The sequence below is a fragment of the Defluviimonas sp. D31 genome (assembly GCF_033436765.1).
Taxonomy (GTDB): domain Bacteria; phylum Pseudomonadota; class Alphaproteobacteria; order Rhodobacterales; family Rhodobacteraceae; genus Albidovulum.
In genome coordinates this window covers 51,057-74,206 of record NZ_JAWQFN010000005.1, presented here as the reverse complement: position 1 = coordinate 74,206, position 23,150 = coordinate 51,057, and the positions used below count along the sequence as shown (strand labels likewise).

At 65.6% G+C, this 23,150-nt stretch carries 20 protein-coding genes and 1 tRNA gene; 15 read left to right on the top strand and 6 right to left on the bottom strand.

What is annotated here, in order from left to right:
* Nucleotide 1: 1 nt before the first annotated feature.
* Entirely contained in the window at nt 2-565 is a 564-nt protein-coding gene (gene rfbC, locus R5H32_RS10950) for a dTDP-4-dehydrorhamnose 3,5-epimerase (protein WP_318338721.1), read from the bottom strand.
* 728 nt (nt 566-1,293) lie between these two features.
* Between rfbC and R5H32_RS10945 the strand changes: the two genes are divergently transcribed.
* The 9 genes from R5H32_RS10945 to R5H32_RS10905 are packed head-to-tail and all read left to right on the top strand — an operon-like array spanning nt 1,294 to nt 11,758.
* Nucleotides 1,294-2,271 (top strand): UDP-glucuronic acid decarboxylase family protein, encoded by a 978-nt coding sequence (locus R5H32_RS10945; protein WP_318338720.1) that lies wholly within the window; start codon nt 1,294-1,296, stop codon nt 2,269-2,271.
* Nucleotides 2,268-3,800, top strand: coding sequence for a hypothetical protein (locus R5H32_RS10940; protein WP_318338719.1), 1,533 nt, complete (start codon nt 2,268-2,270; stop codon nt 3,798-3,800). Before R5H32_RS10945 ends, R5H32_RS10940 begins: the two co-directional genes overlap by 4 nt.
* A gap of 32 nt (nt 3,801-3,832) precedes the next feature.
* Nucleotides 3,833-4,816 carry a glycosyltransferase gene (locus R5H32_RS10935; RefSeq protein ID WP_412099016.1) on the top strand — a complete coding sequence of 328 codons (984 nt, stop codon included), beginning with the start codon at nt 3,833-3,835 and terminating at the stop codon, nt 4,814-4,816.
* A gap of 52 nt (nt 4,817-4,868) precedes the next feature.
* Entirely contained in the window at nt 4,869-5,780 is a 912-nt protein-coding gene (locus R5H32_RS10930; RefSeq protein ID WP_318338718.1) for a glycosyltransferase family 2 protein, read from the top strand.
* 1 nt (nt 5,781) lies between these two features.
* Nucleotides 5,782-6,750, top strand: a complete 969-nt coding sequence (locus R5H32_RS10925) for a lysylphosphatidylglycerol synthase transmembrane domain-containing protein (protein ID WP_318338717.1) — start codon at nt 5,782-5,784, stop codon at nt 6,748-6,750.
* A complete protein-coding gene (locus R5H32_RS10920; RefSeq protein ID WP_318338716.1) occupies nt 6,747-8,195 on the top strand; it encodes a protoporphyrinogen/coproporphyrinogen oxidase in 1,449 nt (482 codons plus the stop codon). Before R5H32_RS10925 ends, R5H32_RS10920 begins: the two co-directional genes overlap by 4 nt.
* 2 nt (nt 8,196-8,197) lie before the next feature.
* Nucleotides 8,198-8,956: a polysaccharide deacetylase family protein gene (locus R5H32_RS10915; protein WP_318338715.1), complete on the top strand. Its 759-nt coding sequence runs from the start codon at nt 8,198-8,200 to the stop codon at nt 8,954-8,956.
* A gap of 46 nt (nt 8,957-9,002) precedes the next feature.
* Nucleotides 9,003-10,481 (top strand): lipopolysaccharide biosynthesis protein, encoded by a 1,479-nt coding sequence (locus R5H32_RS10910; RefSeq protein WP_318338714.1) that lies wholly within the window; start codon nt 9,003-9,005, stop codon nt 10,479-10,481.
* Entirely contained in the window at nt 10,478-11,758 is a 1,281-nt protein-coding gene (locus tag R5H32_RS10905; protein WP_318338713.1) for a glycosyltransferase family 4 protein, read from the top strand. Before R5H32_RS10910 ends, R5H32_RS10905 begins: the two co-directional genes overlap by 4 nt.
* On the opposite strand, the gene R5H32_RS10900 is transcribed toward R5H32_RS10905, so the two are convergent.
* Genes R5H32_RS10900 through R5H32_RS10890 form a run of 3 tightly spaced genes read right to left on the bottom strand, consistent with a single transcriptional unit; the run spans nt 11,755 to nt 15,759 of the window.
* Nucleotides 11,755-13,296, bottom strand: a complete 1,542-nt coding sequence (locus tag R5H32_RS10900) for a GMC oxidoreductase (protein WP_318338712.1) — start codon at nt 13,294-13,296, stop codon at nt 11,755-11,757. The genes R5H32_RS10905 and R5H32_RS10900 overlap by 4 nt on opposite strands.
* On the bottom strand, nt 13,289-14,773 hold the full coding sequence (locus R5H32_RS10895; RefSeq protein WP_318338711.1) for a glycosyltransferase family 39 protein: 1,485 nt from the start codon (nt 14,771-14,773) through the stop codon (nt 13,289-13,291). The genes R5H32_RS10900 and R5H32_RS10895 overlap by 8 nt, the downstream gene beginning before the upstream one ends.
* A 14-nt stretch (nt 14,774-14,787) precedes the next feature.
* Nucleotides 14,788-15,759, bottom strand: coding sequence for an NAD-dependent epimerase/dehydratase family protein (locus tag R5H32_RS10890; protein ID WP_318338710.1), 972 nt, complete (start codon nt 15,757-15,759; stop codon nt 14,788-14,790).
* Nucleotides 15,760-15,889: 130 nt separating this feature from the next.
* On the opposite strand from R5H32_RS10890, the gene R5H32_RS10885 reads away from it, so the two are divergent.
* From R5H32_RS10885 to R5H32_RS10860, 6 genes are all read left to right on the top strand, one after another.
* Nucleotides 15,890-17,455 carry a nucleotide sugar dehydrogenase gene (locus R5H32_RS10885; protein ID WP_318338709.1) on the top strand — a complete coding sequence of 522 codons (1,566 nt, stop codon included), beginning with the start codon at nt 15,890-15,892 and terminating at the stop codon, nt 17,453-17,455.
* A 349-nt stretch (nt 17,456-17,804) separates the two neighbouring features.
* Nucleotides 17,805-19,259: an NAD(P)/FAD-dependent oxidoreductase gene (locus R5H32_RS10880; RefSeq protein ID WP_412099015.1), complete on the top strand. Its 1,455-nt coding sequence runs from the start codon at nt 17,805-17,807 to the stop codon at nt 19,257-19,259.
* Between the two features lie 90 nt (nt 19,260-19,349).
* Nucleotides 19,350-20,111, top strand: coding sequence for a TIGR01458 family HAD-type hydrolase (locus tag R5H32_RS10875; protein ID WP_318338707.1), 762 nt, complete (start codon nt 19,350-19,352; stop codon nt 20,109-20,111).
* A gap of 95 nt (nt 20,112-20,206) precedes the next feature.
* The gene (locus R5H32_RS10870; RefSeq protein WP_318338706.1) at nt 20,207-20,593 is read left to right on the top strand and encodes an acyl-CoA thioesterase; all 387 of its coding nucleotides are present in this window, start codon (nt 20,207-20,209) and stop codon (nt 20,591-20,593) included.
* Nucleotides 20,594-20,901: 308 nt separating this feature from the next.
* Entirely contained in the window at nt 20,902-21,075 is a 174-nt protein-coding gene (locus R5H32_RS10865; protein ID WP_318338705.1) for a hypothetical protein, read from the top strand.
* Nucleotides 21,076-21,266: 191 nt separating this feature from the next.
* Complete coding sequence (locus R5H32_RS10860; protein WP_318338704.1) at nt 21,267-21,680, top strand: universal stress protein; 414 nt, start codon at nt 21,267-21,269, stop codon at nt 21,678-21,680.
* A gap of 328 nt (nt 21,681-22,008) precedes the next feature.
* Here the strand turns inward: R5H32_RS10860 and R5H32_RS10855 are convergent.
* Nucleotides 22,009-22,083 (bottom strand) — tRNA-Gly (locus tag R5H32_RS10855).
* Nucleotides 22,084-22,713: 630 nt separating this feature from the next.
* Complete coding sequence (locus tag R5H32_RS10850) at nt 22,714-23,133, bottom strand: hypothetical protein (RefSeq protein ID WP_318338703.1); 420 nt, start codon at nt 23,131-23,133, stop codon at nt 22,714-22,716.
* Nucleotides 23,134-23,150: the final 17 nt, after the last annotated feature.

Genomic DNA, 23,150 nt, shown 5'->3' with positions numbered 1-23,150 from the left:
GTCAGGCCTCGTAGACGAAAGGAGATTGGAAGTCGCGGAAGCTCTGCGCGGCGGCGTCCTTGTCCGACAGGATCGCCGCCTTCGGGTCGAGCCCCCAGTCGATCCCGAGGTCCGGGTCATCGAAACGTACCGCGCCATCGCAGTCCGGAGCGTAAGTGTCGGAGCATTTGTAGAGCACTTCGCAATCCGGTTCCAACGTCACGAAGCCATGCAGGAAGCCTGCCGGGATAAGAACTTGCTGGCCGTTCTCGGCCGAAAGCTCGACCCCGACCCAGTCGCCGTAGCTCGGCGAGCCGCGGCGGATGTCGACTGCGACATCGAGGATCCGGCCTCGCGCGCAGCGAACGAGCTTGGCCTGCGCGTGGGGCGGCGACTGGAAGTGCAGACCGCGCACCGTACCGACGTCGCGTGAATAGGAGTGGTTGTCCTGGACGAAAGCTGTGTCGATCCCGTGATCTGCGTAGGTCTTCTGGTTCCAGACCTCCGAGAACCAGCCGCGCGCGTCTCCGAAGCGGCGCGGCGTGAGGATCAGCATGCCGGGCAGCGCGGTCTTTTTGATCTTCATGGAAATCCAGGCCTTGTTTGTGGTCCATGGCATCATATCCGGCCCGCCCGACCGACGAAAGGGGGGTTATTATGTCGGGAATCAGTGGCTTCTCGACGCCATTTTGGCATCGAGAGGGCGCGTGAGCAGGATTGTTTCCAATATGTGGAGAATTGCAGCCTTCGGAGCCACTACAAGCCGCGTAGAAACCCCTTCGCTCGCAGGCGCGCGTTTTTCGTGCTATGGGTTGGACATAGAGGATGGAGGCGGCCCGTAGCGGTTAAAAGGGGCGTGGCGCCCGAACCGGCCTTCTGCGGGACGCGTTTATTCAGCGCCCTGGAGGTTTTAGACAAGGGGTAACGGTGGTCAGGCCGAAATCGATTTCGGTCAGATATGGTGGGTGAAATTCTTTGAGATACAGAGATTTGAGACGAGTGGCCGAATGCCCGAGAATGACGTTCAAAAGGGCGCGCATTGCGGTCCCGCGGAGAGTTTGACGCGTTGCCTGGCAAGGCTTTGGAAACCGCGCCGGTCCGCATTGCCGGCGCCAGGGCGGGATCGGGATCGCATATCGCGGGCCGCCGCTTCCGGTCACCCGGATCGCCCGGACGTGAACAAGCGATCGGGAAAATTTCTCGCTCCGATCGGGGGCTTGTCCTAGGCTTCTTTGTGGGGGCCGGCTTCTTGCGGACTGTCGCCGCGCCGCCCTGCCGGATCATCCCCGCCAACTGCGGGAAGGAGAGTGAAAGATGAGCGCCGTCTCCAAGCGTGTACTCGTGACCGGCGGCGCCGGGTTCATCGGCTCGCATCTGTGCGAGCGGCTTCTGGATGCCGGCAACGACGTCCTCTGCGTCGACAACTACTTCACCGGGCGGCGTGCCAACGTCGAACACTTGCTCGACAATTCGCGATTCGAGGTGGTGCGTCACGATGTGACCTTCCCGCTCTATGTCGAGGTCGACGAAATCTACAACCTCGCCTGCCCGGCGAGTCCGATCCACTACCAGCACGATCCGGTCCAGACGACGAAGACCTCCGTCCACGGCGCGATCAACATGCTCGGCCTCGCCAAGCGGCTTCGCGCGAGAATCCTGCAGGCTTCGACCTCCGAGGTCTATGGCGATCCCCACGTGCATCCGCAGCCCGAGAGCTACTGGGGCAACGTGAACCCGATCGGCTTCCGCTCCTGCTACGACGAGGGCAAGCGCTGCGCCGAGACACTGTTCTTCGACTACTACCGCCAGCATCGACTGCGCATCAAGGTCGCGCGGATCTTCAACACCTATGGGCCGAGGATGCACCCCAAGGACGGGCGGGTCGTGTCGAACTTCATCATGCAGGCATTGGCCGGCGAGCCGATCACGATCTATGGCGACGGCAGCCAGACCCGGTCGTTCTGTTTCGTGTCGGATCTCGTCGAAGCGCTGATCCGGCTGATGGAGGCGCCGGACGACGTGATCGGGCCGGTCAACCTCGGCAATCCGGTCGAGATGTCGATCCGTGAACTGGCCGAGATGGTGATCGAGCTTACGGGATCCCGGTCCGAGCTCGTGCAAAAGCCGTTGCCGCACGACGATCCGGTGCAGCGCCGCCCCGATATCAGCCTGGCCAGACGCACGCTTGACTGGGAACCGACGGTGCGGCTCCGCGACGGGCTCGCCGCGACGATCACCTACTTCGCCGAACTCCGCCGGGAACTTGGGCTTGAGAAAGGAGCGGGCCAATGACGACGGTGCAGGGCAACGGACCGGCGGTACGCCAGACGAGCATCGGCCGCGCCGTCCTTTGGATCGCGTTCGCACTTCTCGCGTGTCTGAGCGTTTTTCTGATCAATGGCAAACCGCTCTTCTATTTCGACACGATGGGTTATGTCTCGCAGGGTCATTCGGCGCTCTACCACATGGGCATTCCCGCCAAGTCGCCAATACACCGGGAGCCGGTGGGCGAGGACACTTCGCGGAAGGGACCCGACATTACCGCCGATATCGAGGCCGACCATATCGTCGACGGGTCGCGTTCGACCGTCTATTCGTTGCTTGCCGGAGCCCTCGCCCGGCTCGGGACGCTCGAGGGCTTGATCGCGCTGAATATTGCCGCAGTCTTCCTGGCGGTGTGGCTGCCGATGCGTATCGCGGTGCGGCACTGGGGGCTGCACATTCCGCTTTCCCAGGCGGTTGCGCTGCCGATCATCATGGCGTCATTCGGTTCCCTGCCTTTCTACACCAGCTATCTCATGCCCGACACGTTCGCGCCGGTGCTGATCCTGACGGTCGCCACGCTCACCGTCTTCGCCCGCGTGATGACGGTTTGGGAGATCTTGCTGGCGCTGGCGCTCGGCTCGCTGGCGACGGTGTCACATCTGTCGCATCTCGGGCTCGTGACCTTGATGGTGCCGGCCGTGATCGTGATCTCGCTGATCAAGTCTCGGCGCCAGTGGTGGCTACCGCCCGCGCTGGTGCTGATCATCGTCGGTATGGGCTATGCCGAGCAGAGCGTGCTGCGTTCGGCCGCGCGATCGCTGTCGGACTCGGAAGTCATCATCAAGCCCTACATCACCGCCCGGATCATCCAGGATGGACCGGGCATGCGCTACCTCGACGAGAACTGCCCCGACCCGGCGATCCCGACATGCGTCCTGCACGAGGCGCTCATGCGCTCCGACGACCCAATGCGGCTAACGGCCTCCCACATCGTTTTCGCGCAAAACGAGCGGCTTGGCTCTTTCCGGCTGTTGTCTCCCGAAGATCAGACGCATGTTTCCGAAGACCAGATCGCCTTCTTCTTTAGGGTGTTCAGTCACGACCCCCTCGGGATCATCACTGCGTTGACCCGGAACGTGCTGTCGCAAGCCGTGTCGATCAGCGTCGACATGACGCTTCCGTCCCAGGGAAGCATCGCGCTGAATGCCCCGGTGTCAGGGCTCTTGACTGGGGCTTTCGAGCATGGCCGCATCACCGCGGATACCGGCTGGTTGCGGATAGTCACGCCACTTCACGCGGTCTTCTATGCTCTGTCGCTCGCGGTGATCCTGGCTCTCGTGATCGCGCCGCGCAGGGTGCCCGGCGAGATCAAGGCGCTCGCGGTCATGGTGCTGTTCGGCATTTTCGCCAACGCGATCGTGTGCGGCGGGATTTCGCAACCGGCGACGCGTTACGGCGCGCGGGTGATCTGGCTCCTGCCGCTGATGGCGACGATCCTGTTCATCTTCGCCCGCCGCACGCGGCGGTTCGATACGGTCGGGGAGGGGCGGATTTGAGTGGACCCGGCAGGATAACGATCTCGGTCGTGATGCCGGCCTACAATGCGGCGCCGGAGCTTCCGCGCGTTCTCGCTCCACTCGTCGCCATGCGCGATCGCGGCGAGGTGGCCGAGGTGATCGTCGTCGATGACCGCTCGACCGACGCCACGGCCGAGGTCGCGCGCGGGCTTGGCGTGAGTGTGCTGACGACCGAGGTGAACGGCGGCCCCGGCGCGGCGCGCAATCTTGCGGCGGAACACGCGGCGGGTGAGATCCTGTGGTTCGTCGACAGCGATGTGATCGCCTGGGAGGACGGCGCGGCCAAGCTAGAGGCCGCCTTCGCCGATCCCGGCGTAGCGGCGCTGTTCGGTTCCTACGACGCGGCGCCCGACGGAACGCACTGGTTCTCGCGCTACAAGAACCTGATGCACCGGTTCTACCACCAAAACGGCCGCCGCGAGGCGGCGACCTTCTGGGCCGGCTGCGGTGCGGTGCGCAGGGACGTGTTCCTCGCCGTCGGCGGGTTCGACATCGCGACCTACCGCGTCCCCTCGATCGAGGATATCGAACTCGGCTACCGGATCCGCCGCGCCGGGGGGCGGATCGTGCTCGACCCGACGTTGCTCGGCAAACATCTGAAAGTCTGGACCCCGGGCAAGGCGATCCATACCGATATCTTCCGCCGCGCGTTGCCCTGGTCGCGCCTGATGATCGCACGCGAGGGCGTCGCGGACGACCTCAATACGTCGCACGGCGAAAAGGCGCGGGCGGCGATCGCCGGGCTTTTGCTGCTGTCGGTGCTCGCGCTCGCCTTCGCGCCCTGGCTCTGGCCGGTCACTCTCGCGCTCATGGTGCTTGCGGTCGCGGCGAACTGGGGCTTCGCGCGCTATCTCTACAGGAACGGCGGGCTCGCCTTCGCGGCGGCTTCGCTCTTCTATCATCAGATCTATTACGTCTATTCGGCCGCGACCTTCGCCTGGTGCCTGTTCGAATACCATGTCCTGGGCGTCAAGGATCGGCTGCATGTGCCATGACCGCGCAGTGGGAGGCGCCGGTCGAGCCTGAGTGTTGAAGGGAAGAACCGAGATGGATGACACGGTGACCGGAATGGTGGGGGCCGAGGCGATCGAAAGCGAGTTCGACGGGCTGTCGTTGAGCGTCGTGATCCCGGCCTACAACGAGGAGGGTGCCGTGCGCGCGACGGTCGAGGACGTGCGCGCCGCGATGGACCCGCTCGGCATTCCTTACGAGATCATCGTCGTCGACGACGGCTCCGAGGATCGCACGCTCGCCGAGGCGCGGGCGGCCGGCGCGATCGTCGAGGCCAACCAGGTCAACACGGGCTATGGCGCCGCGCTGAAGCGCGGGATCCGGCGGGCGCGCCACGACTATGTCGCGATCCTCGATGCCGACGGCACCTATCCGGCGCGCTACCTGCCGCCGATGCTGGCGATGTGCCGCGAGCAGGACATGGTGGTGGGCGACCGCGGCGCGGCGATGAAGAACGTGCCGCTGGTGCGGCGCCCGGCGAAATGGATGCTCAACACGCTCGCCTCGTTCCTTGCCGAGCGACGGCTCAACGATCTGAATTCCGGCCTCAGGGTGTTCCGCAAGTCCGAACTCTTGCCGTTCATCCCGCTGCTGCCGCAGAAGTTCTCGTTCACCACGACGATCACGCTGTGCATGTCCTGCAACGGCAAGCGGATGATCTACACGCCGATCGAATACGGGCGGCGGGTCGGCAAGTCGAAGATCCGGCCGGTGGATTTCATCAACTTCATCATCCTTGTCCTGAGGGTCATCGTGCTCTTCAACCCTTTGCGGATCTTCATCCCGCTCGGGCTCGCGCTGATGGCGCTCGGGCTGGTGAAGTTCGTCTACGATATCTTCATCGGCAACCTCTCCGAGACGACGATCTTCGCCTTCCTCGCCGCGATCATGATCTGGTCGCTTGGACTCATCGCGGACATGATTTCGCGGCTGCATCTAAGGCCCTGACATGGAGCGCGGCAAGAAAAGTGCATTCGGGAGATGGGCGATCCGCGCCGGCGGGTCCGCCCTTGCGCTGGTGCTGATCTTCTCGCTCCTGCCGCGCGAGGCGATCTTCGAGGGGTTCAGGCGGCTCACATGGCCGCTCTTCCTGTCGGTCTTCGCGTCCTTTCTCGTCTGCCATGTCGTAGCGGCGGCGAAGTGGTGGTGGCTGATGGACAGGGCGATCGGCTTTCCGGCCGCACTCCGGGCGCATTTCGGAGGGCTTGCGGCGAACCTTTGCCTGCCGGGCGCGGCGGGTGGCGATGCAGTGCGCGCCGGCCTTGCCCATGTGGCCCTGCGCGACGGCCCGCGCGTCGCGGCGGCGGCGGTGGGCGACCGGATCATCGACCTCGTGGCGTTGGTGTGCCTGATGCTCGTCGGGCTCGCTTTCATCGGCGGCGCGGGCAGTGGCGGGCTTGCCGCCGTGGTCGCCGGGGGCGTCCTTGCCGCCGCAAGCGCCGGGCTCTTCCTCCTGCCGGGTGTCGTGCGCGTCCTCTGGAGCCGCTGGCCAGAGCTTCCGGCACGCGATCTTGCGCTGCGCTCGGCGGATGCCTTCGCGGCGCTGGCGCGGCGCCCGGGGCTGCTGTTGGCCGCGCTTGCAGTCTCGGTCGCGATCCAGTCGGTCTTGATCTGGCTCTCGATCCGGCTCGCGCTGGCGGTCGGGGTCGAGGTGCCGGTCGCAGCCTGGTTCTTCGCCTGGCCGCTCGCCAAGATCATCGCGACGTTGCCGATCTCGCTCGGCGGGCTCGGGGTCCGCGAAAGCTCGCTCGCCGCATTGCTTGCGCCCTTCGGAGCCGCCGCCGCCGAGGTCGTCGCCTCGGGTCTGGCCTGGCAGGGGATCCTCTACCTGGCCGGCGCGCTGGGGGCGCTGGTGCTCGCGCTCTCGGGCGGCAGCTTCCGGACGCGGCCGTCCGCAATCAAGGAGATTTCGGAATGAAGGGTGACCTGACCGAGGCAAACGTGGCCGAGCAGCCGCGGATCACCGTCCTCGGCGCCGGTCCGGCCGGGATCGCGGCGGCTTACGCCCTGAGCCGCGACGGTGCCGAGGTCGAGGTGCTGGAGCGCGCACCGGTCGCGGGCGGCAACTCAGCCTCGTTCCAGATCGACGGGATCTGGTGCGATTACGGCTCGCACCGCTTCCACCCGGTCGCCGATCCGAAGGTGCTGGCGGATGTGAAGCGCCTTCTTGGCGACGATCTCCTCCTGCAGCCGCGCCATGGCCGGATCCGGCTCGGAGGGCGCTGGATCCACTTCCCGCTGAAACCCACCGACGCGCTCTTGCGCCTGCCGCCGGCTTTCGCGGCCTCGCTGCTCGGCGACATGGCGCTGAAGCCCTTCCGCCGCAAGCGCGGCGGCAAGCGGAGCTTCTCCTCCGTCCTCTATGACGGCCTCGGTCCGACGATCTCGGAAAACTTCTACTTTCCCTATGTCCGCAAGCTCTGGGGGCTCGATCCCGACAAGCTCGCGGTGACGCTCGCCGAACGGCGGGTGTCGAGCGGCTCGGTCGGCAAGATCCTCGCCAAGATGGCGAAGATGGTGCCCGGGCTCCGGGGCGAGACGACGGGGCGGTTCTACTATCCCCGCGAGGGCTTCGGGCAGATCTCGCGCGCGATGGCGGCGGCGGCCGAGGCAGAGGGCGCCCTGTTCCGCTTCGGCGCCGACATCGTGCGGATCGAGCGGACGACATCCCGCGTGACCGGCGTCGTAACCCGTGCCGAGGGCGAGGAAACGCGGCACGAGGCGGACCAGGTCTTCTCGACCATACCGCTGACCATCGCGGTCCGCCTGATGGACCCGCCTCCGCCGCCCGAGGTGATGATGGCGGCCGAGGCGATCCGCTTTCGCGGCATGATCCTCGTCTATCTCATCCTCGAGACCGACCGCTTCACCGAGTATGATGCACACTACTTCCCCGAACTCTCGATCCCGATCAGCCGGATGTCGGAGCCGAAGAACTACAATTCCGCGACCGGGCCGAAGGGCCGCACGATCCTTTGCGCCGAGCTGCCCTGCGATCCCGGCGAACGCTGGTGGGGCATGTCCGACGAAGAACTCGGGCGGCATTACTGCGACTGGCTGAAGGGTGTCGGTCTGCCAGTGAAGGTGCCGGTTATCCGTTGCGAGACGCGGCGCATCGCCCATGCCTACCCGGTCTACGACCTCGACTACCAGCGCCACTTCGAGACCGTGGACGGATGGCTGTCGTCGCTCGACGGGTTCCTGAGCTTCGGGCGGCAGGGGCTTTTCGCCCATGACAACACGCACCACGCCTTCGCGATGGCCTATGCCGCGGCCGAGAGCCTGACCGCGGCGGGCGGGCTCGACCGGGATCGCTGGGCCGGGCACCGGCACGAGTTCGAAAGCCACCGGGTCGAGGACTGACGATGCCCGAGCCCGTCGTCGACATCCTGATGTACCATTCGATCTCGGATCGCGGCGGTCCGACCTGCATTCCGCCCGAGGTCTTCGCCGGCCAGATGCGCGTACTCGCCGAGTCCGGCCTGCCGGTGATCTCGCTCGACGACCTCATTGCGTCGCCGGACAGGCTGGCGCCGCATTCGGTGGTCGTGACCTTCGACGACGGTTTTCAGGATTTCGCCGATGCCGCCTGGCCGGTGATGGAGCCCTTGGGCATCCGGCCGATCGTCTACCTGCCCACCGGCTACATCGGCCGCGCCGAGGGCTGGCGCGGCGGCACCGAACCGCCGCGTCCGCTGATGGGCTGGGGCACGATCCGGGCGCTCGCCCGCGAAGGCGTCGCCTTTGGCAGCCACACGGTCACTCACCCCGATCTCGACGCTCTGCCCGGTGATGTGCTCGAGGCCGAGCTGGGGCGCTCACAGCGGGAAATCGCCGACCAGATCGACCGGCCGGTTCACCACTTCGCGCCGCCCTACGGGATCGCCGGTGATCCGGTGCGGAGCCGGATCGCCGCCTATTACCGGACCTCGGTCGGCACACGGCTGGGCCAGGCGGTTGCCGGTTCGGACTTCTACGATCTGCCGCGGCTCGAGATGTTCTACTTCACCGACCTTGGTCATTGGCACCGTCACCTCGCCGGGCGGGGAGCGACCTATCTGGCCGGCCGCAAGGCGCTGCGTGCGGTGCGTGGCGCTGTCATGAAGCCTTGGCAGGGGGTGTGACCGTGAGATTGACTGTCCGCCAGCGGCCAAGACCGGAGCGGCTTCAATGACCGTCGGAGGCAAGTTCATCCGATCAGTCGCCTGGATGTCGGCCGGGAACTGGGCCGCGCAGGCGATCAACCTCGCCGCATTCGTCACACTCGCTCGGCTGCTCGGTACCGAAGCGTTCGGGCTTCTGTCCATGGCGGCGGTGTTCATCGTCGTGTCCGAAGCCTTGGTGCGCGAGTCCGTTGCGGAATCGCTTATCGCCGTCGAGGAACCTGAACCGGAGGATCTCAATGCCGTATTCTGGCTGACCGGCATAGTTGGGGTCGTGCTTGCCGGCGTCCTTTATGCGGCGGCGGGGCCGATCGCGGCCGTCTATGGCCACCCCGAGGTCAAGGGCCTGATCATGGCACTGGCGCCGAGCGTCGTGCTCGTCGCCTTCAACGCGGTACCGGTCGCGATCCTGCGGCGCGAGTTCAACTTCCGCGTCATGTCGATCCGCGCCGTGGCGGGCGTGGCCGCGGGGGGCGCTACCGGGGTCGCGATGGCCCTGACCGGCCACGGGGTCTGGAGCTTCGTCGGCCAGTGGCTGGTTATGATCGCCACCAACGCCGTGATCGCCTGGATAACCGTGGACTGGCGGCCGGGCCTGCGTTTCAGTGCCGCGCATCTCGGCCGCGCCGCCCGGTTCGGCTTTCAGGTCCTTGGCCTGCGGTCGGGCGAGCTTGCCATGGTGCAGATGCCGATTCTGATCATCGGGACGACGCTCGGGCCGCTCGCGACCGGGCTCTACTCGGTCTCATGGCGGCTTGTTGAGATCCTGTCGTTCCTGGCCTCGACGGGATTCCGCATGGCCTCGCAGCCCGCCTTCGCCGCAGTCTTTCGGGCGCGGGGGAAGACGGGTGAACTCTTGATCGAAATCCTGCAGCTGACCGCATTGGTGGCGTTCCCGTTCTTTGCAGGTTTGGCCGCGCTTGCCGAGCCGATGCTGCTTCTGGTCTTCGGGTCGGAATGGGTTGGTGCGGCACCGGTGCTGAGGGTCATGGCAGCACTCGGCGTCTATCTGTGCATCGCCTCGGTGCAGACCTCGTTCTGCCTCGCGGCGGGCCGGGCAGGCCAGCTTGCGGTCCTGACCTGGCTGTGCGTCGGCTTGGGCACCGCGCTGGTCTTCGCGGTGTCGGGTTGGGGACTTGTCGCGATCACGGCCGGCTTCGTTCTTGCCCAATATCTCGTCTGGGTGTTCCGCTTCCGGCTCGTGGCGCGGCTTGGCAACATCGCAGTGGCGCAGCTTCTGGGGACGCTTTTCGCGCCCTTCCTCGCGTCGGCGGCGATGGTCGTTCCGGTCCTTCTCGTCGCCCGCTGGGCGGACGGCGCGGGGCTGGCGGCGCTGCTTGCTCTGAGCATCGGGACCGGGGTGCTGACCTATGCGGTTCTCACCTTCATCTTCATGCGCGACCGGCTTCGGCTCCTCATGTCCTACATCCGGCCAGCGATCGGTGAGCCGGCACCGGACCGGGCGGGGAGGGTGACTGGACAATGAAGATCGAACGCCGCGCCCGGTCGCTCAAGGTCGTGATGTTCACGACCTTCTACCCGCCTCACTCCTTCGGCGGCGACGCGATCGGCGTGCAGCGCATGGCAAGGGCGCTCGCCGCGCGCGGCCATGACGTGACGGTGGTGCATGACGAGGACAGCTACCGGATCCTCGGCGGCAAGCCGCAGGCCGAGGGCGCGCCGGACGGGGTGCGGCGGATCGGCCTGCGCAGCCGCAACGGCTTCCTGTCGAACCTCCTCACCCAGCAGACCGGGCGGCCGCTGGTCCATGCCGCGCGGATCCGCGCGCTTCTGGACGAGATCCGCCCCGACCTCATCTGGTACAACAACACCTCGCTGGTCGGCGGACCGGGGATCCTGTCCTGCGGCGAGGGCCTGAAGCTCTACGAGGCGCACGAGCACTGGCTGGTCTGCCCGACCCATGTGCTCTGGCGTCACGGGCGGGAGCTTTGCGATGGCCGCGAATGTCTGCGCTGCGTGCTCTCATATCGCCGTCCGCCGCAGCTTTGGCGCTATACGGGATACCTCGACCGCCAGCTCGACCAGGTCGACCTTATCGTCGCCAAGAGCGAGTTCAGCCGCGCCAAGCACCGTGAGTTCGGCCTTCGCCACGAGATGGAGGTTCTGCCGTATTTCCTTCCCGACCTGACCAGTCAGGCCGCCGCCACCGCCAGCCACCCGCGGCCCTATTTCCTGTTCGTGGGGCGGCTCGAGAAGATCAAGGGTCTGCAGGACGTCTTTCCGGCGATCGAACGCTATCCGGATGCCGATCTCCTGATCCTCGGCGACGGCGACTATGCGGTGACGCTGAAACGGCTCGCACAGGGCAATCCGCGGATCCAGTTCCTCGGCCGCAAGAGCCCCGAGGAGCTTGATGCCTACTACCGGGGGGCGCTGGGCCTGATCGTTCCCTCGGTCTGCTACGAGACGTTCGGCATCATCCTGATCGAGAGCTTCCGGCTCGGCACGCCGGTGATCGCCCGGCGCCTCGGCCCGTTCCCCGAGATCGTCGAGGCGGCGGGCGGCGGGGCGCTCTTCGGGACCGGGGACGAACTGATCGCGGCGATGCGCGCCTTGCAGCACGAACCCGGCCTTCGTGCGGCGCAATCCCGCGCCGCGCGCCACGCGTTCGAGACGATCTGGCGCGAGGACCGTGTGCTGGCGGCCTATGGCGAGGCTCTTGCGCGGGCGGCGCATCGCAAGGGCGACCGCGCACTCGTACGGCAGTTCGAGGCGGGGGCTTTCGAGACGGGCGCCGCCTAGGGCGCGAGCGTCGCGATCCGGTGCGCGTTTGCCATCACAGGGAGCGTGATCGTCGTGGCCGGGATCGCGGGCAGGACCGTGGCGTCGATGACATGCAGCCGTGAAAGGCCGTGGGGCCGGCCGAGCGGATCGGATTGTCCGGGGGCCGAGTTCCGGGCCATCGGTACCGATCCGCCAACATGAAAACTCGATCCCGGCGCGCCGGGCCGGCTGGCGAAGCTCAGCGGCAGGAGTCCGGCATGGCCCATCGCCGCGCCGATCCGGCGGGCCGCCGCGCGGATGCTGCGGTCGGTATCGGCATTGGCGATCATGCGGGCCACCAGCCGGCCGTCGGCGGCCTGGCTGAGGCCGATCCGGTGCGAATGGTCGGAATGCAGGAATATCTGCGCCACGATCAGCCGCCGCGCGAGCGCGGCGAAGACATTCGAAGCGAAGGGCAGGCCGTGGCCGTAATTGGCGGTAAGGTCGCGGGCGTAGTAGTCGTTCCAGCTGTAGATCTGGGCATGGATGAGGTAGGCGGAAATCTCGGGCGCCTCGAGTTCGAGGAAGATCTGTGGCAGGGTGTGGAACGCACCGCGGTCGGGTCGGGCCCGGTTCGGGAACCGCTGAAGCATAGGCAGGAAGCCGTGCTGGCTGTCCTTCAGCACCAGTTCGCCCGGCTTCGGGTCCGAGGCGAGCAGGATGCGCGCGGTCTCCAGCACCCCGGCGCCGAGAAACGCGCGGGCGCCGGTGATCGTCGTGCCGTCCCGAAGGTGCAAAGTGATACCTGCGGCGTTCTCATCGAAGCGGGTGACGACGGCGCCGGGGCGGTAGCTGAAACCGGGTGCGGTGCGCAGATCGGCCAGCGTCTGGCGGGCCGACCAGATCAGCCCGTAGGGGCAGCCGTGCAGGCACATCCCGCAAAGCCGGCAGGCCGCATCCGCCGCCTGCCGCGCAAGGCCCGCCCGCAGCCCCAGGGCGGCGAGGCGTTCGCGAACGGCGGACAGGCGGGCGATCAGCGCCTCCGCCTGCGGTGCGGGCGCGATCGGCCGGCGCCCGGTCATGGACAGGGCCGGCATCAGGGCTTCAAGCTCGTCCTCGCGCCCGGCAATCGGGACGAAACCGGCCACGGCCCGGTAGTGTGGCGCGAGATCGTCTGCGGTGATCGGCCATCCCGCCATGTCGGCCTGCCGGTAGGGCAGCACCGCCGCCCCCCAGACATTGGAAAACCCGCCGGCCGCTCGCGACGCGCGAAGCCCGAACCAACCGGGTGGATTGGCGAAGGTCGCCGAGGCCGGCTCCATCGCGAAATCCGAACCGAAACGGCGCACCTGCCCGGGCGGGGTCTCGTGCTGCGGCGCCATCCAGTGAGCGCGATCCGCAGCGCTCCAGCCCTCGGGGCCGGTCGCGGCCAGCGCTGTCCGCCGCGCCTCGGCCGCAGGCTCGGGCACCTTGCCGCCGTCGAGCATCACGACCGGCCGCCCGCGCGCGAGAAGCGCCGTCGCTGCCGCGATCCCGGAGGGGCCCGAGCCGATGACGATATCTGCCCGCTCAGTCACGGCGCAGGACGATCACGTCGCCGTCGCCGAGCGTGCCGGGGAGACAGGCGACGGCCGTCAGCAAGTGGCCCGCTGCCCGCTTTTCATCGCAGGGATCGGGTCCGGCATCGTGGCCAAGCCCCGGCACCTCCCGGAAATTGCGACCGGGGAAGCCGACGACGAGGATCAGTGGCCCCGGCTCGGCGGTCGCTGCACGATAGTCGTCCTCCGTGTATATGATCGGCCAGCCGGCGTGGAAGTAGTCGCGGTATACCGCTCCGGCGTGACCGACCGCAAAGACGCGCTCACCGGGCCGGGCAATTTCTTCGACAATCTCAAAGGCGCCAGCAAGATCCTGCTTGGGGATTTCGTAGTTGCGCTTCGCAAGCAGAAGCGAGATCGCCGCCATCGCCACGACCGCCAGCGCGAAGAGCCCCCGCCCCGCGCGCTCGTTCTTGATGAGATGGCCGACGAGATCGCAGGAAAGCCGCACCCCCATCACGATCAGAAGCATCAGGAAGCCGATGTCCACGAAAAAGAAGCGCGGCCAGATCCGCATCCCGACGGCCATCAGCAGCGCCGTTGTCAGGATGATGTGCAGCAACGTGATCGGCGCGAAGAGCGGTGCGTCGTGGTGGAGCGCCACCGCCCCGAGCGCCGACAGGATGAGCACTGCCGCCCCGACGAGCGCGGTGAACGGTCCGGCATGTCCGATACCGGTGCGGATCGCTTCGAACGCCGTCCAGATAGGGTTCTGGTATTCCTTCATGACGTCGACCGCCGAGGTCTCCGATACGGTCGATACGGTGACGAGGAGGCTTGGAAGTATCGGCAGATAGAGCAGGGTCGCGAGAAGTCCGCCCGCGAGGAAGCCGAGGAAAGGCAGGCGCAGCAGCGCGCCATCGAGACGCCCCCGCAGCGCATGTGTTGCGACCAGCGCCAGCCAGACGAGGCCCTGGGCAGCGAAAAAGAATGCACCGGTCAGGTGGGTGAAGACGGCGGCGGCGAGACAGAGGCCATATCCGAGCCAGATCGCGACAGTCGGTCGCGCGATGCCTCGCAAGAACAACAGCATACCGAGCGTCGAGAACAGCGCGAGCCCGGTATAGCCGCGCGCATTCTGCGAAAACCAGATCTCGTGATACGAGAGCGCGAGCAAGAGCGTCGTCACGTGGGCGATCGCGCTGCCTGCGACCTCACGTGCAAGCGCCCACATCGCGGCGAGCGAGGCGAGGCCGAAGACCATCGCCGGAAGCCGGATCGCCCAGGACGACTCGCCGAACGCCTCCATAGAAACCTTCGCAGCGATGTTGTGCAGGTAGTGATGGTTCATCGAGTAGCTTTGCAGCATGTCCCCCCAGCTGAGCCTGAGATGGGTGACCACGGTCTGCAACTCGTCGTACCAAAGGGGCCCGTTCAACCCCCGGACGCGCAGCGCCGTCGCCAGCGCGAGGATGGCGCCGAGCCAGAACCAGTCGCTTCGGCTGATACGGTCCATGCTGCGCGCGTCCGTCAGGCGGCCATTGCCGAACGCTTCTCGTCCACGATGTCGGCGATGATCTCCGACAGGGGCCGGCGCGGGCGGAAGCCCGTGGCGCGTTCGAGTCTGGAGAGGTCGGGCAGGCGGCGGGCCATGTCCTCGAACCCGGCCGGGTACACCGACTCGTAGGGCACGAGCCGGATCTCGGAGTCCGAGTCGGTCGCCGCGATGACCTGTTCGGCCAGCGCGCGGATCGTCACCTCCTCGTCATTGCCGACGTTGAAGACCTCGCCCCGCGCCGCGGGCTCCGCCATCAGCCGCACCATCGCCTCGACCGCGTCGGCTACATGGCCGAAGCAGCGCGATTGCGTGCCGGTGCCGTGAACCAGAAGCGGTCGGCCCTCGAGCGCGGCCTGGACGAAGTTCGGCAGGACCATGCCGTAGCGCCCGGTCTGGCGCGGGCCGGTCGTGTTGAAGAAGCGCAGGACGGTGGCCGGCAGTCCCGCCTCGCGGACATAGGCGAGGGTCAGGAACTCGTCGAGCGTCTTTGCGCAGGCGTAAGACCAGCGCAGGTTCTTCGTCGCGCCGATCGTCAGGTCGTCGTCCTCGCTGAAGGGAAACTTGGTGGCCTTGCCATAGACCTCCGACGTGGAGGCTACGAAGATCGGCTTGAGATCCTTCAGCGCCGCCTTGAGCACCGTCTCGGTGCCGCCGACATTGGTCAGGATCGAGCGCGAGGGCTCCTCCATGATCAGCTTCACGCCGACTGCCGCGGCGAGGTGGACGATCATGTCGGCCTCGGCCGTCAGCGCCCCGACGAGCGCGGGGTCGAGGATCGTGCCCTCGTGGAAGCGGAAACGATTGTGGCCGGCGACGCCTGCGAGATTTTCGGTTCGACCGGTCGAGAGGTCGTCGAGCGCGGTAACGGAGTGGCCCTCGGCGAGCAGCCGCTCGGTCAGATGCGATCCGATGAAACCGGCGCCACCCGTGATCAAGACCTTCATATGCCCCGCCCGACCCTTTGCTGAAACTTGCCGGATCGTAGCATGGCGGCCGCAGCCGGGCTATGCTGCAGTCCTGCCTGTCTTTTTTTACGAAACAGTCGGTCTTGGTATGGCCCGGTGGTGCCGAACCGTGAACGCCGCGAAGGGGCGTGCGGCGTGCGGCGCGGCGCATTTGGCGCAGGCGAGGTTCGCGATCGGCGTCAAACCGGGTCAAAATGGCGAATTGTTCGCGCTATGCGCACAACGTCGATGTAGCCCGCAGCTCAGGATTGCCCTGAGGAACGCCTGTGTGCGACAGTCGAAGGGTATATTTTCGTGCCGGCCACCAGGCATTGTTTCGGGGGCTACGATGACAAACGTGTTTTCGCTTTATGCGTCTTTGAACGAACTGATTGGCCGGCGCGAGGCGCGGGTGGCAATCGTGGGGCTCGGCTATGTCGGTCTGCCGCTTGCCCTGACCGTGTGCGAGGCGGGTTTTCCCGCCACCGGCTTCGACCTTAACGCGGACCGGGTGGCCATGATCAATGCCGGCGAGCGGACGATTTCTTACTTCCCCGAGGCCCGGGTCCGCGACGCGGTCTCGCGCGGCTTTGCCGCCAGCGTCGACTTGGCCGGGCTCGCCGATGTGGACGTGATCCTGATCTGTGTGCCGACGCCGCTGTCGTCGGCGAGGAAGCCCGATCTGGGTTATGTGATCCGTGCGTCGGAGATGATCGCGGAGCAGCTGCGGCCGGGGCAGCTTGTGGTACTCGAAAGCACGGTCTGGCCGGGAGCGACGGCAACGGTGGTCAAGCCGATCCTCGAACGCCGGGGCCTGCGAGCCGGCGAAGAGTTCTTCCTCGCCTTCTCGCCCGAGCGCGAGGATCCGGGGAATGCGAACTTCACGACGCGGACGATTCCGAAGATCGTCGGAGCGGATGATCTTCGGTCCCGCGACCTCGCCGACCGGTTCTACGCGCAGATCGTCGCCCGGACGGTTCCGGTGAGCTCGCTCGCCACAGCCGAGGCCGTGAAGCTCGTCGAGAACAGCTTCCGCATGGTCAATATCGCCTTTGTGAACGAGATCAAGACCGCGCTCGAGGCGATGGGCGTCGATATCTGGGAGGTGGTGCCGGCGGCTGCAACGAAGCCCTTCGGCTACATGCCTTTCTATCCGGGGCCAGGGATTGGCGGAGACTGCATTCCGGTCTCTCCCGTCTATCTCTCCGCGCGGGCGCGCGACGTTGGAGCGCAAACGCCGCTGGTCGAACTGGCGCAGGCGAGTACCGCCGCGGCGCCGGACCTGATCGCCGGCCGGATCGCGGGCGAGCTGGCCCGCCATTGCGGCGTCGCGGTGAAGGATTCGCGGGTGCTGATCCTCGGAATCGCCTACAAGAAGGATGTCGAGGACACGCGCGAAAGCCCTGCGCTCGCCATTCTTCTCCGTCTCGAGGAGATGGGGGCCGCCTGCGATTATCATGATCCGTATTTTCCTGTCATGCCCGCGACCCGGGACCATCCGTCGCTGGCGGGGCGGGTTTCGGTGCCGCTGAACGCCGAGACAGTGGCGGGCTATGACGCGGTACTGGTGGCCACCGACCACGGCGCCGTCGACTACGCGCTCCTGGCAGCGGAGGCGCGGCTTATCCTGGACACCCGCAACGCATTCGCGGCGCGAGGCATCAGCGCGGGCAAGGGGCCCATTGTCAAGATTTGACCCGAATTGCAGAGGCTTGAGCGGGCAAGCGGAGCCTCCGTTTGCCTGATTGGTATTTCTGTTTCGTGATCAAGCGATTCGGGTCGCCCACAACCAATGCGGCGTCTTCCATTAGGGTATCAACCATAGGGGGAAATTACATGATTACGACAGATGCGTATGGGGCGGCATTGTTCAAAAAATTGCAACAACAGTGGCAATTGAGGGTGATGCACCCCGACTGGCCACCGTTTCGCTTCGGATCGTTTTGCCCGTGTGCAATTGCAGGGTATATTAAATAGTGATGTATATTTGAAACATGTGTTCTGGGGGCGGTTAATTGAGCATCCAGCAAGGGAAGAGTTGCCCCGTGGTGGTTATTGGCGCGGGGCCGGCGGGACTGACTGCTGCGTACGAATTGCAGAAACGCAGCCTGCGGCACAAGCCCAAGGTCTATGAGGCCTCGGATATGGTCGGCGGAATATCCCGCACGGAAACCAATAATGGTTACCGCTTTGACATCGGCGGTCATCGCTTCTTCACCAAGGTGAAGGAGGTCGAGGAGATGTGGCACGAGGTTCTCCAGGATGATTTCATCACTGTCCCGCGCCTCAGCCGGATCTACTACCGCGAAAAATTCTTCGATTACCCGCTGAAGCTGTTCAATGCGCTCCTCAACATCGGCCCCTACGAGTCGATGCGCATCCTGCTGTCCTACTTCAAGTGGCAGGTCCGGCCCTACCGCAAGGAGGAGAGCTTCGAGCAATGGGTGATCAACCGCTTCGGCGGACGGCTCTACATGCACTTCTTCCGCAGCTACACGCAGAAGGTCTGGGGCATAAATCCCAAGGACATCCGCGCCGACTGGGCGGCGCAGCGGATCAAGAATCTCTCGCTGTTCAAGGCGGTCTGGAACGCGATCTCGGGTGCCAATGACACGGCAAGCCTCATCGAGGAATTCCAGTATCCGCGGCTTGGCCCCGGCATGATGTGGGAAAAGACCGCGAAGCTGGTGGAGGAGAGGGGCGGGGAGGTCAACCTGCGATCCGAGGTGATCCGGGTGAACCGCGCCGGCAGGCGCGTCACCTCAATCGACGTGAAGCATTGGTACGAGGATGGGCGCGAGCCGGTCATCGAACGCGTCGAGGGCGAGCACTTCGTCAACTCGATGGCGCTGCGCGACCTTATCCACGCCTTCGACCCGCCGCCGCCGCCGGAGGTGATGGAGGCCGCGGACAAGCTCAGGTACCGCGACTTCCTGATCGTGACGCTGGTGCTCGACCATGCCGATCCGTTTCGCGACAACTGGATCTACATCCATTCGCCCAAGGTGAAGGTCGGACGGATCCAGAACTTCCGGGCCTGGTCGAAGGAGATGCTGCCCGACCAGAACACCGCCTCGATCGGCATGGAGTACTTCTGTCAGAAGGATGACGGGCTCTGGTCGATGTCGGATGAGGACCTGCGCGAGCTCGCCTCGCAGGAGCTGGAGCAACTCGGTCTGGCCAAGGCATCCGACGTGATTGGTGCCGCGATCATCCGCCAGCCGAAGGCCTATCCGGTCTACGACGGCGAATACCGCGAGGCACTGGACGTGCTCGAGGAATGGATCCTGTCGCTGGAGAACTTCCAGACGGTCGGGCGCAACGGATTGCACCGCTACAACAACCAGGACCATTCGATGCTCTCGGCGATGCTTGCGGCACGCAACATCCTCGGCGAGACGCACGACGTCTGGACGGTGAACGTGGAGCGGTCTTACCACGAGGAGTTCGAGATCCGGAAACGGGCGACCACGACCAAGCCGCGTCTTGCCGCCGAGTGAGTGACGCTCGCCGGGCACACCGTGCCGCGCCGATGCCATGGTGCGCGGTGTGTCGTTGACTGGAGATGAGCCCGAAATCACGTTCCGACCATGCTCAAGGGTGTTCTGATCGATCTGGCGGGCGTTCTCTATACCGGGGAAAAGGCCCTTCCCGGCGCGGTCGCCGCAGTCCGGCGGCTGCGCGCGGCGGGGGTGGCCGTGCGGTTCCTCACCAACTCGACACGCAGTCCGAAGCGGATGCTCCTCGCCCGGTTGAAGGCGTTCGGTGTCGATCTCGCGCCCGACGAGCTCTTTACGCCGGCGGCGGCCGCCTGCGACTGGCTGGCCCGGCATGGACATGCGCCGCATCTGCTCATCCATCCCGAACTGTGCGAGGATTTCGCAGACGCGCACGCCATCGGGCCGGAAGCTGTCGTCCTCGGCGATGCCGGGCGGTTCTTCACCTACGAGGCGCTCAACGCCGCGTTCCGCAAGATCGACGCCGGAGCACCGTTTCTCGCGCTGGCCGCGAACCGGGTATTTCGGGATTCCGACGGCGAACTCAGCCTCGACGCGGGTGCCTTCGTCGTGGCGCTGGAACATGCCAGCGGCAGGGCGGCGCTGCTGTTCGGCAAACCGGCGCCCGGCTTCTTTTCCGCCGCCGCGGCGAGCATGGGGGCCGGAATGGCCGAGGTGGCGATGATCGGCGACGATGCCGAAGCCGACATTGCCGGAGCGCTCGATGCGGGTGCGGCTTTGGCGGTTCTGGTGCGGACCGGCAAGTACCGCGACGGTGACGAAACGCGCTTCAAGCCCGGCCCCTCGATGGTCGTCGACGGGATCGGAGACGCCGTCGACGCGCTTCTCGCGTGATGCCCGTCGGCTTGGCTGCCGGGGCTGGCCGAAGGGGCTATCCGCCGACGGGCCGGGCCTCTAGGATCACGCGAGCAAAGCGCGTTGGAGGAGCGATGACGGAAAACGGACCGGAGGGCGAGCTCACGTTGCGGACGCTCGCGATGCCAAGGGATGTCAACGTCAACGGGGACATCTTCGGAGGCTGGGTGCTGAGCCAGATGGACATCGCAGCGGGAATCGTCGCTGGCGCCCGGGCCCGCGGTCGCGTCGCCACGGTTGCCGTCGATGCAATGAAGTTCATCCGCCCCGTGCGGGTCGGCGACGTGCTTTGTATCTACGTCCGGGTCGCCCGGATCGGCCGCACCTCGATGGGGCTGGAGATCGAGGCCTGGGTGCTGCGCGACCGTCACGGCGCGCGGGAGAAGGTGACCGAGGCGCTGTTCACCTTCGTTGCGATCGACGACAACGGCAAGCCGCGGGTGGTGCCGGCGGCCGCTTGAACGCTCCCACCCCGAATCGGCGCTTCGACGAAGCGCGCGTGGGATGCTGTTGCCGGGCGAAGCTGGCCCCCGAAGTTGCGGACAATGATTCCGCAACCTTCCGACCATTTACGATTCGGTATCAATCGGGGCGATGTTGGATGAATCGTGAATGCAACTCTTGGTTGTCTACAAAAAGACACATAAATGGCGCTGGGCGGGCATACATGTGCCCTTTTGTCGACATTTCCTTGAACAAAGATAAGGTCATCGTAGCGATTGTGGCGGTATCTCCGGTGTTCAACCCAACCAGCCGAGGACCAACCCAAATGACCGATCTCACTGAAAAAGCTCGTGTCGGACGCGCCAATGCCTTGTTCAGCCTGTCGAATTTCCGTCGCAGCGGCGCCGTCGATACGCGGCTCAGGACACAGGCGCGCCACATTTCCGTCTCCTTCGTTTCGACCCGGTCACGGATGCCTGTTGACGCTTTGCTGACATGATTGCTGCCGGAACTGCATCGGCCTGCGGAAAAGGGCGCGTGGAAACACGCGCCCCTTCCGTATCGGAAACCGCTTCATCGGTGATCGGTTTCGGTAATCGCGGTCGCGCCGAAACCGCTTGACGCAGATCAAAGACGCGACATTATTGATAGTGAAAAAAGTTTCATATAGTGGCTCTTGCGGAGATTCCAATGACCAAGAACATCCTGTGTGCGACGGACGGGACCGATCATTCCGAAGCCGCCGTGATCGTTGCTTCTGAACTGGCCCGGAAGTTCGGAGCCGAGCTGACGATCTGCATCGTCAACGTCGCGCATGGCGGCTCGCGGGGGCCGCTCATCACCCACTGGAACGAGGCCGAGGTCTCGAAGATCCTCGACGGGGCGGCGGCCATCGCCGCGTCGCACGGCATCGAGGAGGTGAAGCGGGTCGACCTTATCAGCCGCGAAGCGCCGGCGGGGATCGTCGCCTATGCGGAGCAGAACGGCATCGACCACATCGTGATGGGAACCGGCGACAAGCGGGGGATCTCTCGACTTGTCCTCGGTTCGGTTGCTGCAGAGGTCTCGGGGCGGGCGCATTGCTCGGTCACCGTGGCCCGATAGTCCGACATCCGGGCGCGGCGCATGTGACGTGCCGGCCGGTCATTGACGCCTGGGGGCGCATTGCGGCGCGGAGATCCGGTTCGTCGACCTCGCCGCAGCTTCGTTTTCCCTGTTCAGCACCCGGTCTTGGTTACGTGTCCTGAGCATCGCTCCGGATGCGCGGATCGGGATTACGGGACGTGTCCATCCTGGGCGTGGTTGGACAGGCATTCGCCTTTGGCGAGAGCGCGCGAACCGATATCTGTCCGATCGTCTGCGTGGCGGGAGCCCGTAAAGAAAAAGCGCCCCGAGGGGCGCCTTGTCTGCATCTGGCCTTCCAGAACCGATTTGGAGCGGGCGATGAGATTCGAACTCACGACCCTAACCTTGGCAAGGTTATGCTCTACCCCTGAGCTACGCCCGCATCCTTTCGGTGGGAGCGATGTATTAATTCTACGGGGCGGCTGCAAGCGAAAATCGTACGCGGGTGGAAGTTTTTTTGGGGACACGGTGGGGTCCGGTCTCCAACCCCTGTGCGAGCGCCGTATCGCGCGGCATCGCCGGGAGGCGGCGGTCCGCAAGGGCCGTTACGGGATCACATACGGTTTGGGAAAACGTCTCGCAATGCTATGAAAAAGCAAGAAAAAATACACGACATCCAGACGGTTCGCGGGTGATTGGCCGTCAATGCAGGGCGCGGTCGAGGCAACATGATCGTGGGCGAAAGAGTGCCGCTTGGGTGGTGCCCGGACGCTGCGTTTCCTGCGGGTGCGGCGAGGCGATCCGGCCGTAGCCGCACCGCGTTCTCGATGGCCCGAGTGGCCAACCCAAACGAAAAGGAAACCTGTCATGATCTCGCAAGACGCGAGCGATGCCGTGGCGACGGCCTGATTCAGCGAGCAGATCCGGGCGCAATCGTAGAACCCGACCTCGGCGGCGCGGGATCTCGTTCATCGCTCTGATCGTAAACTTCCACCAAGACAGCCCGGTTGCGACCCGGACGTCGGGCTTCGGCGTCGCGGCATATTGTTTCGGATTGCGACCGTCTGTCGGTTCAGGATTGCGCCCTTTGGCTGCGAAAGAGCGGCATCGCCAGACGCCCCGCGTCGCGGTCCAAGAGCAGCGCGTCGCAGATCGCGGTTTCAAGCGCCAGGCCCGGTTCCGGTGCCGCCCCCTGTCGCTGGTGCGAGATTTCAGCGCCGGGTGGAGGGTGGTACGCCTCCTTGGCATCACCGGGTCGGTCGCGGAACTCCGGCGCGACCTGGCCGGAGCGGAGCAGCCGGCAGACCGAGCGGGCGCGATCCTCGACCAGGGCGAGCTGGCGGTCGAGACGGTCGATGCCGATGCCGCGCGGCGATAGGGTGTCGGTCTCGTCCGCCAGGAGCCAGGCCAGGGAGCCGCGCAGATTGCCGAGTGTCAGGATCACGTCCTCCACAAGGAAGGATTCGAGCTGTTGCCTAATGTCGTCCGCCATCGCCTCACCCCCGAAGT

Bases quoted from the DNA above. Each gene is read 5' to 3' on its own strand.
- R5H32_RS10920 (WP_318338716.1), top strand. From the start codon at position 6,747: ATGAAGGGTGACCTGACCGAGGCAAACGTGGCCGAGCAGCCGCGGATC.
- rfbC (WP_318338721.1), bottom strand. From the start codon at position 565: ATGAAGATCAAAAAGACCGCGCTGCCCGGCATGCTGATCCTCACGCCG.
- R5H32_RS10925 (WP_318338717.1), top strand. From the start codon at position 5,782: ATGGAGCGCGGCAAGAAAAGTGCATTCGGGAGATGGGCGATCCGCGCC.
- R5H32_RS10930 (WP_318338718.1), top strand. From the start codon at position 4,869: ATGGATGACACGGTGACCGGAATGGTGGGGGCCGAGGCGATCGAAAGC.
- R5H32_RS10945 (WP_318338720.1), top strand. From the start codon at position 1,294: ATGAGCGCCGTCTCCAAGCGTGTACTCGTGACCGGCGGCGCCGGGTTC.
- R5H32_RS10910 (WP_318338714.1), top strand. From the start codon at position 9,003: ATGACCGTCGGAGGCAAGTTCATCCGATCAGTCGCCTGGATGTCGGCC.
- R5H32_RS10905 (WP_318338713.1), top strand. From the start codon at position 10,478: ATGAAGATCGAACGCCGCGCCCGGTCGCTCAAGGTCGTGATGTTCACG.
- R5H32_RS10865 (WP_318338705.1), top strand. From the start codon at position 20,902: ATGACCGATCTCACTGAAAAAGCTCGTGTCGGACGCGCCAATGCCTTG.
- R5H32_RS10895 (WP_318338711.1), bottom strand. From the start codon at position 14,773: ATGGACCGTATCAGCCGAAGCGACTGGTTCTGGCTCGGCGCCATCCTC.
- R5H32_RS10940 (WP_318338719.1), top strand. From the start codon at position 2,268: ATGACGACGGTGCAGGGCAACGGACCGGCGGTACGCCAGACGAGCATC.
- R5H32_RS10870 (WP_318338706.1), top strand. From the start codon at position 20,207: ATGACGGAAAACGGACCGGAGGGCGAGCTCACGTTGCGGACGCTCGCG.
- R5H32_RS10890 (WP_318338710.1), bottom strand. From the start codon at position 15,759: ATGAAGGTCTTGATCACGGGTGGCGCCGGTTTCATCGGATCGCATCTG.
- R5H32_RS10935 (WP_412099016.1), top strand. From the start codon at position 3,833: ATGCCGGCCTACAATGCGGCGCCGGAGCTTCCGCGCGTTCTCGCTCCA.
- R5H32_RS10915 (WP_318338715.1), top strand. From the start codon at position 8,198: ATGCCCGAGCCCGTCGTCGACATCCTGATGTACCATTCGATCTCGGAT.
- R5H32_RS10860 (WP_318338704.1), top strand. From the start codon at position 21,267: ATGACCAAGAACATCCTGTGTGCGACGGACGGGACCGATCATTCCGAA.
- R5H32_RS10850 (WP_318338703.1), bottom strand. From the start codon at position 23,133: ATGGCGGACGACATTAGGCAACAGCTCGAATCCTTCCTTGTGGAGGAC.
- R5H32_RS10875 (WP_318338707.1), top strand. From the start codon at position 19,350: ATGCTCAAGGGTGTTCTGATCGATCTGGCGGGCGTTCTCTATACCGGG.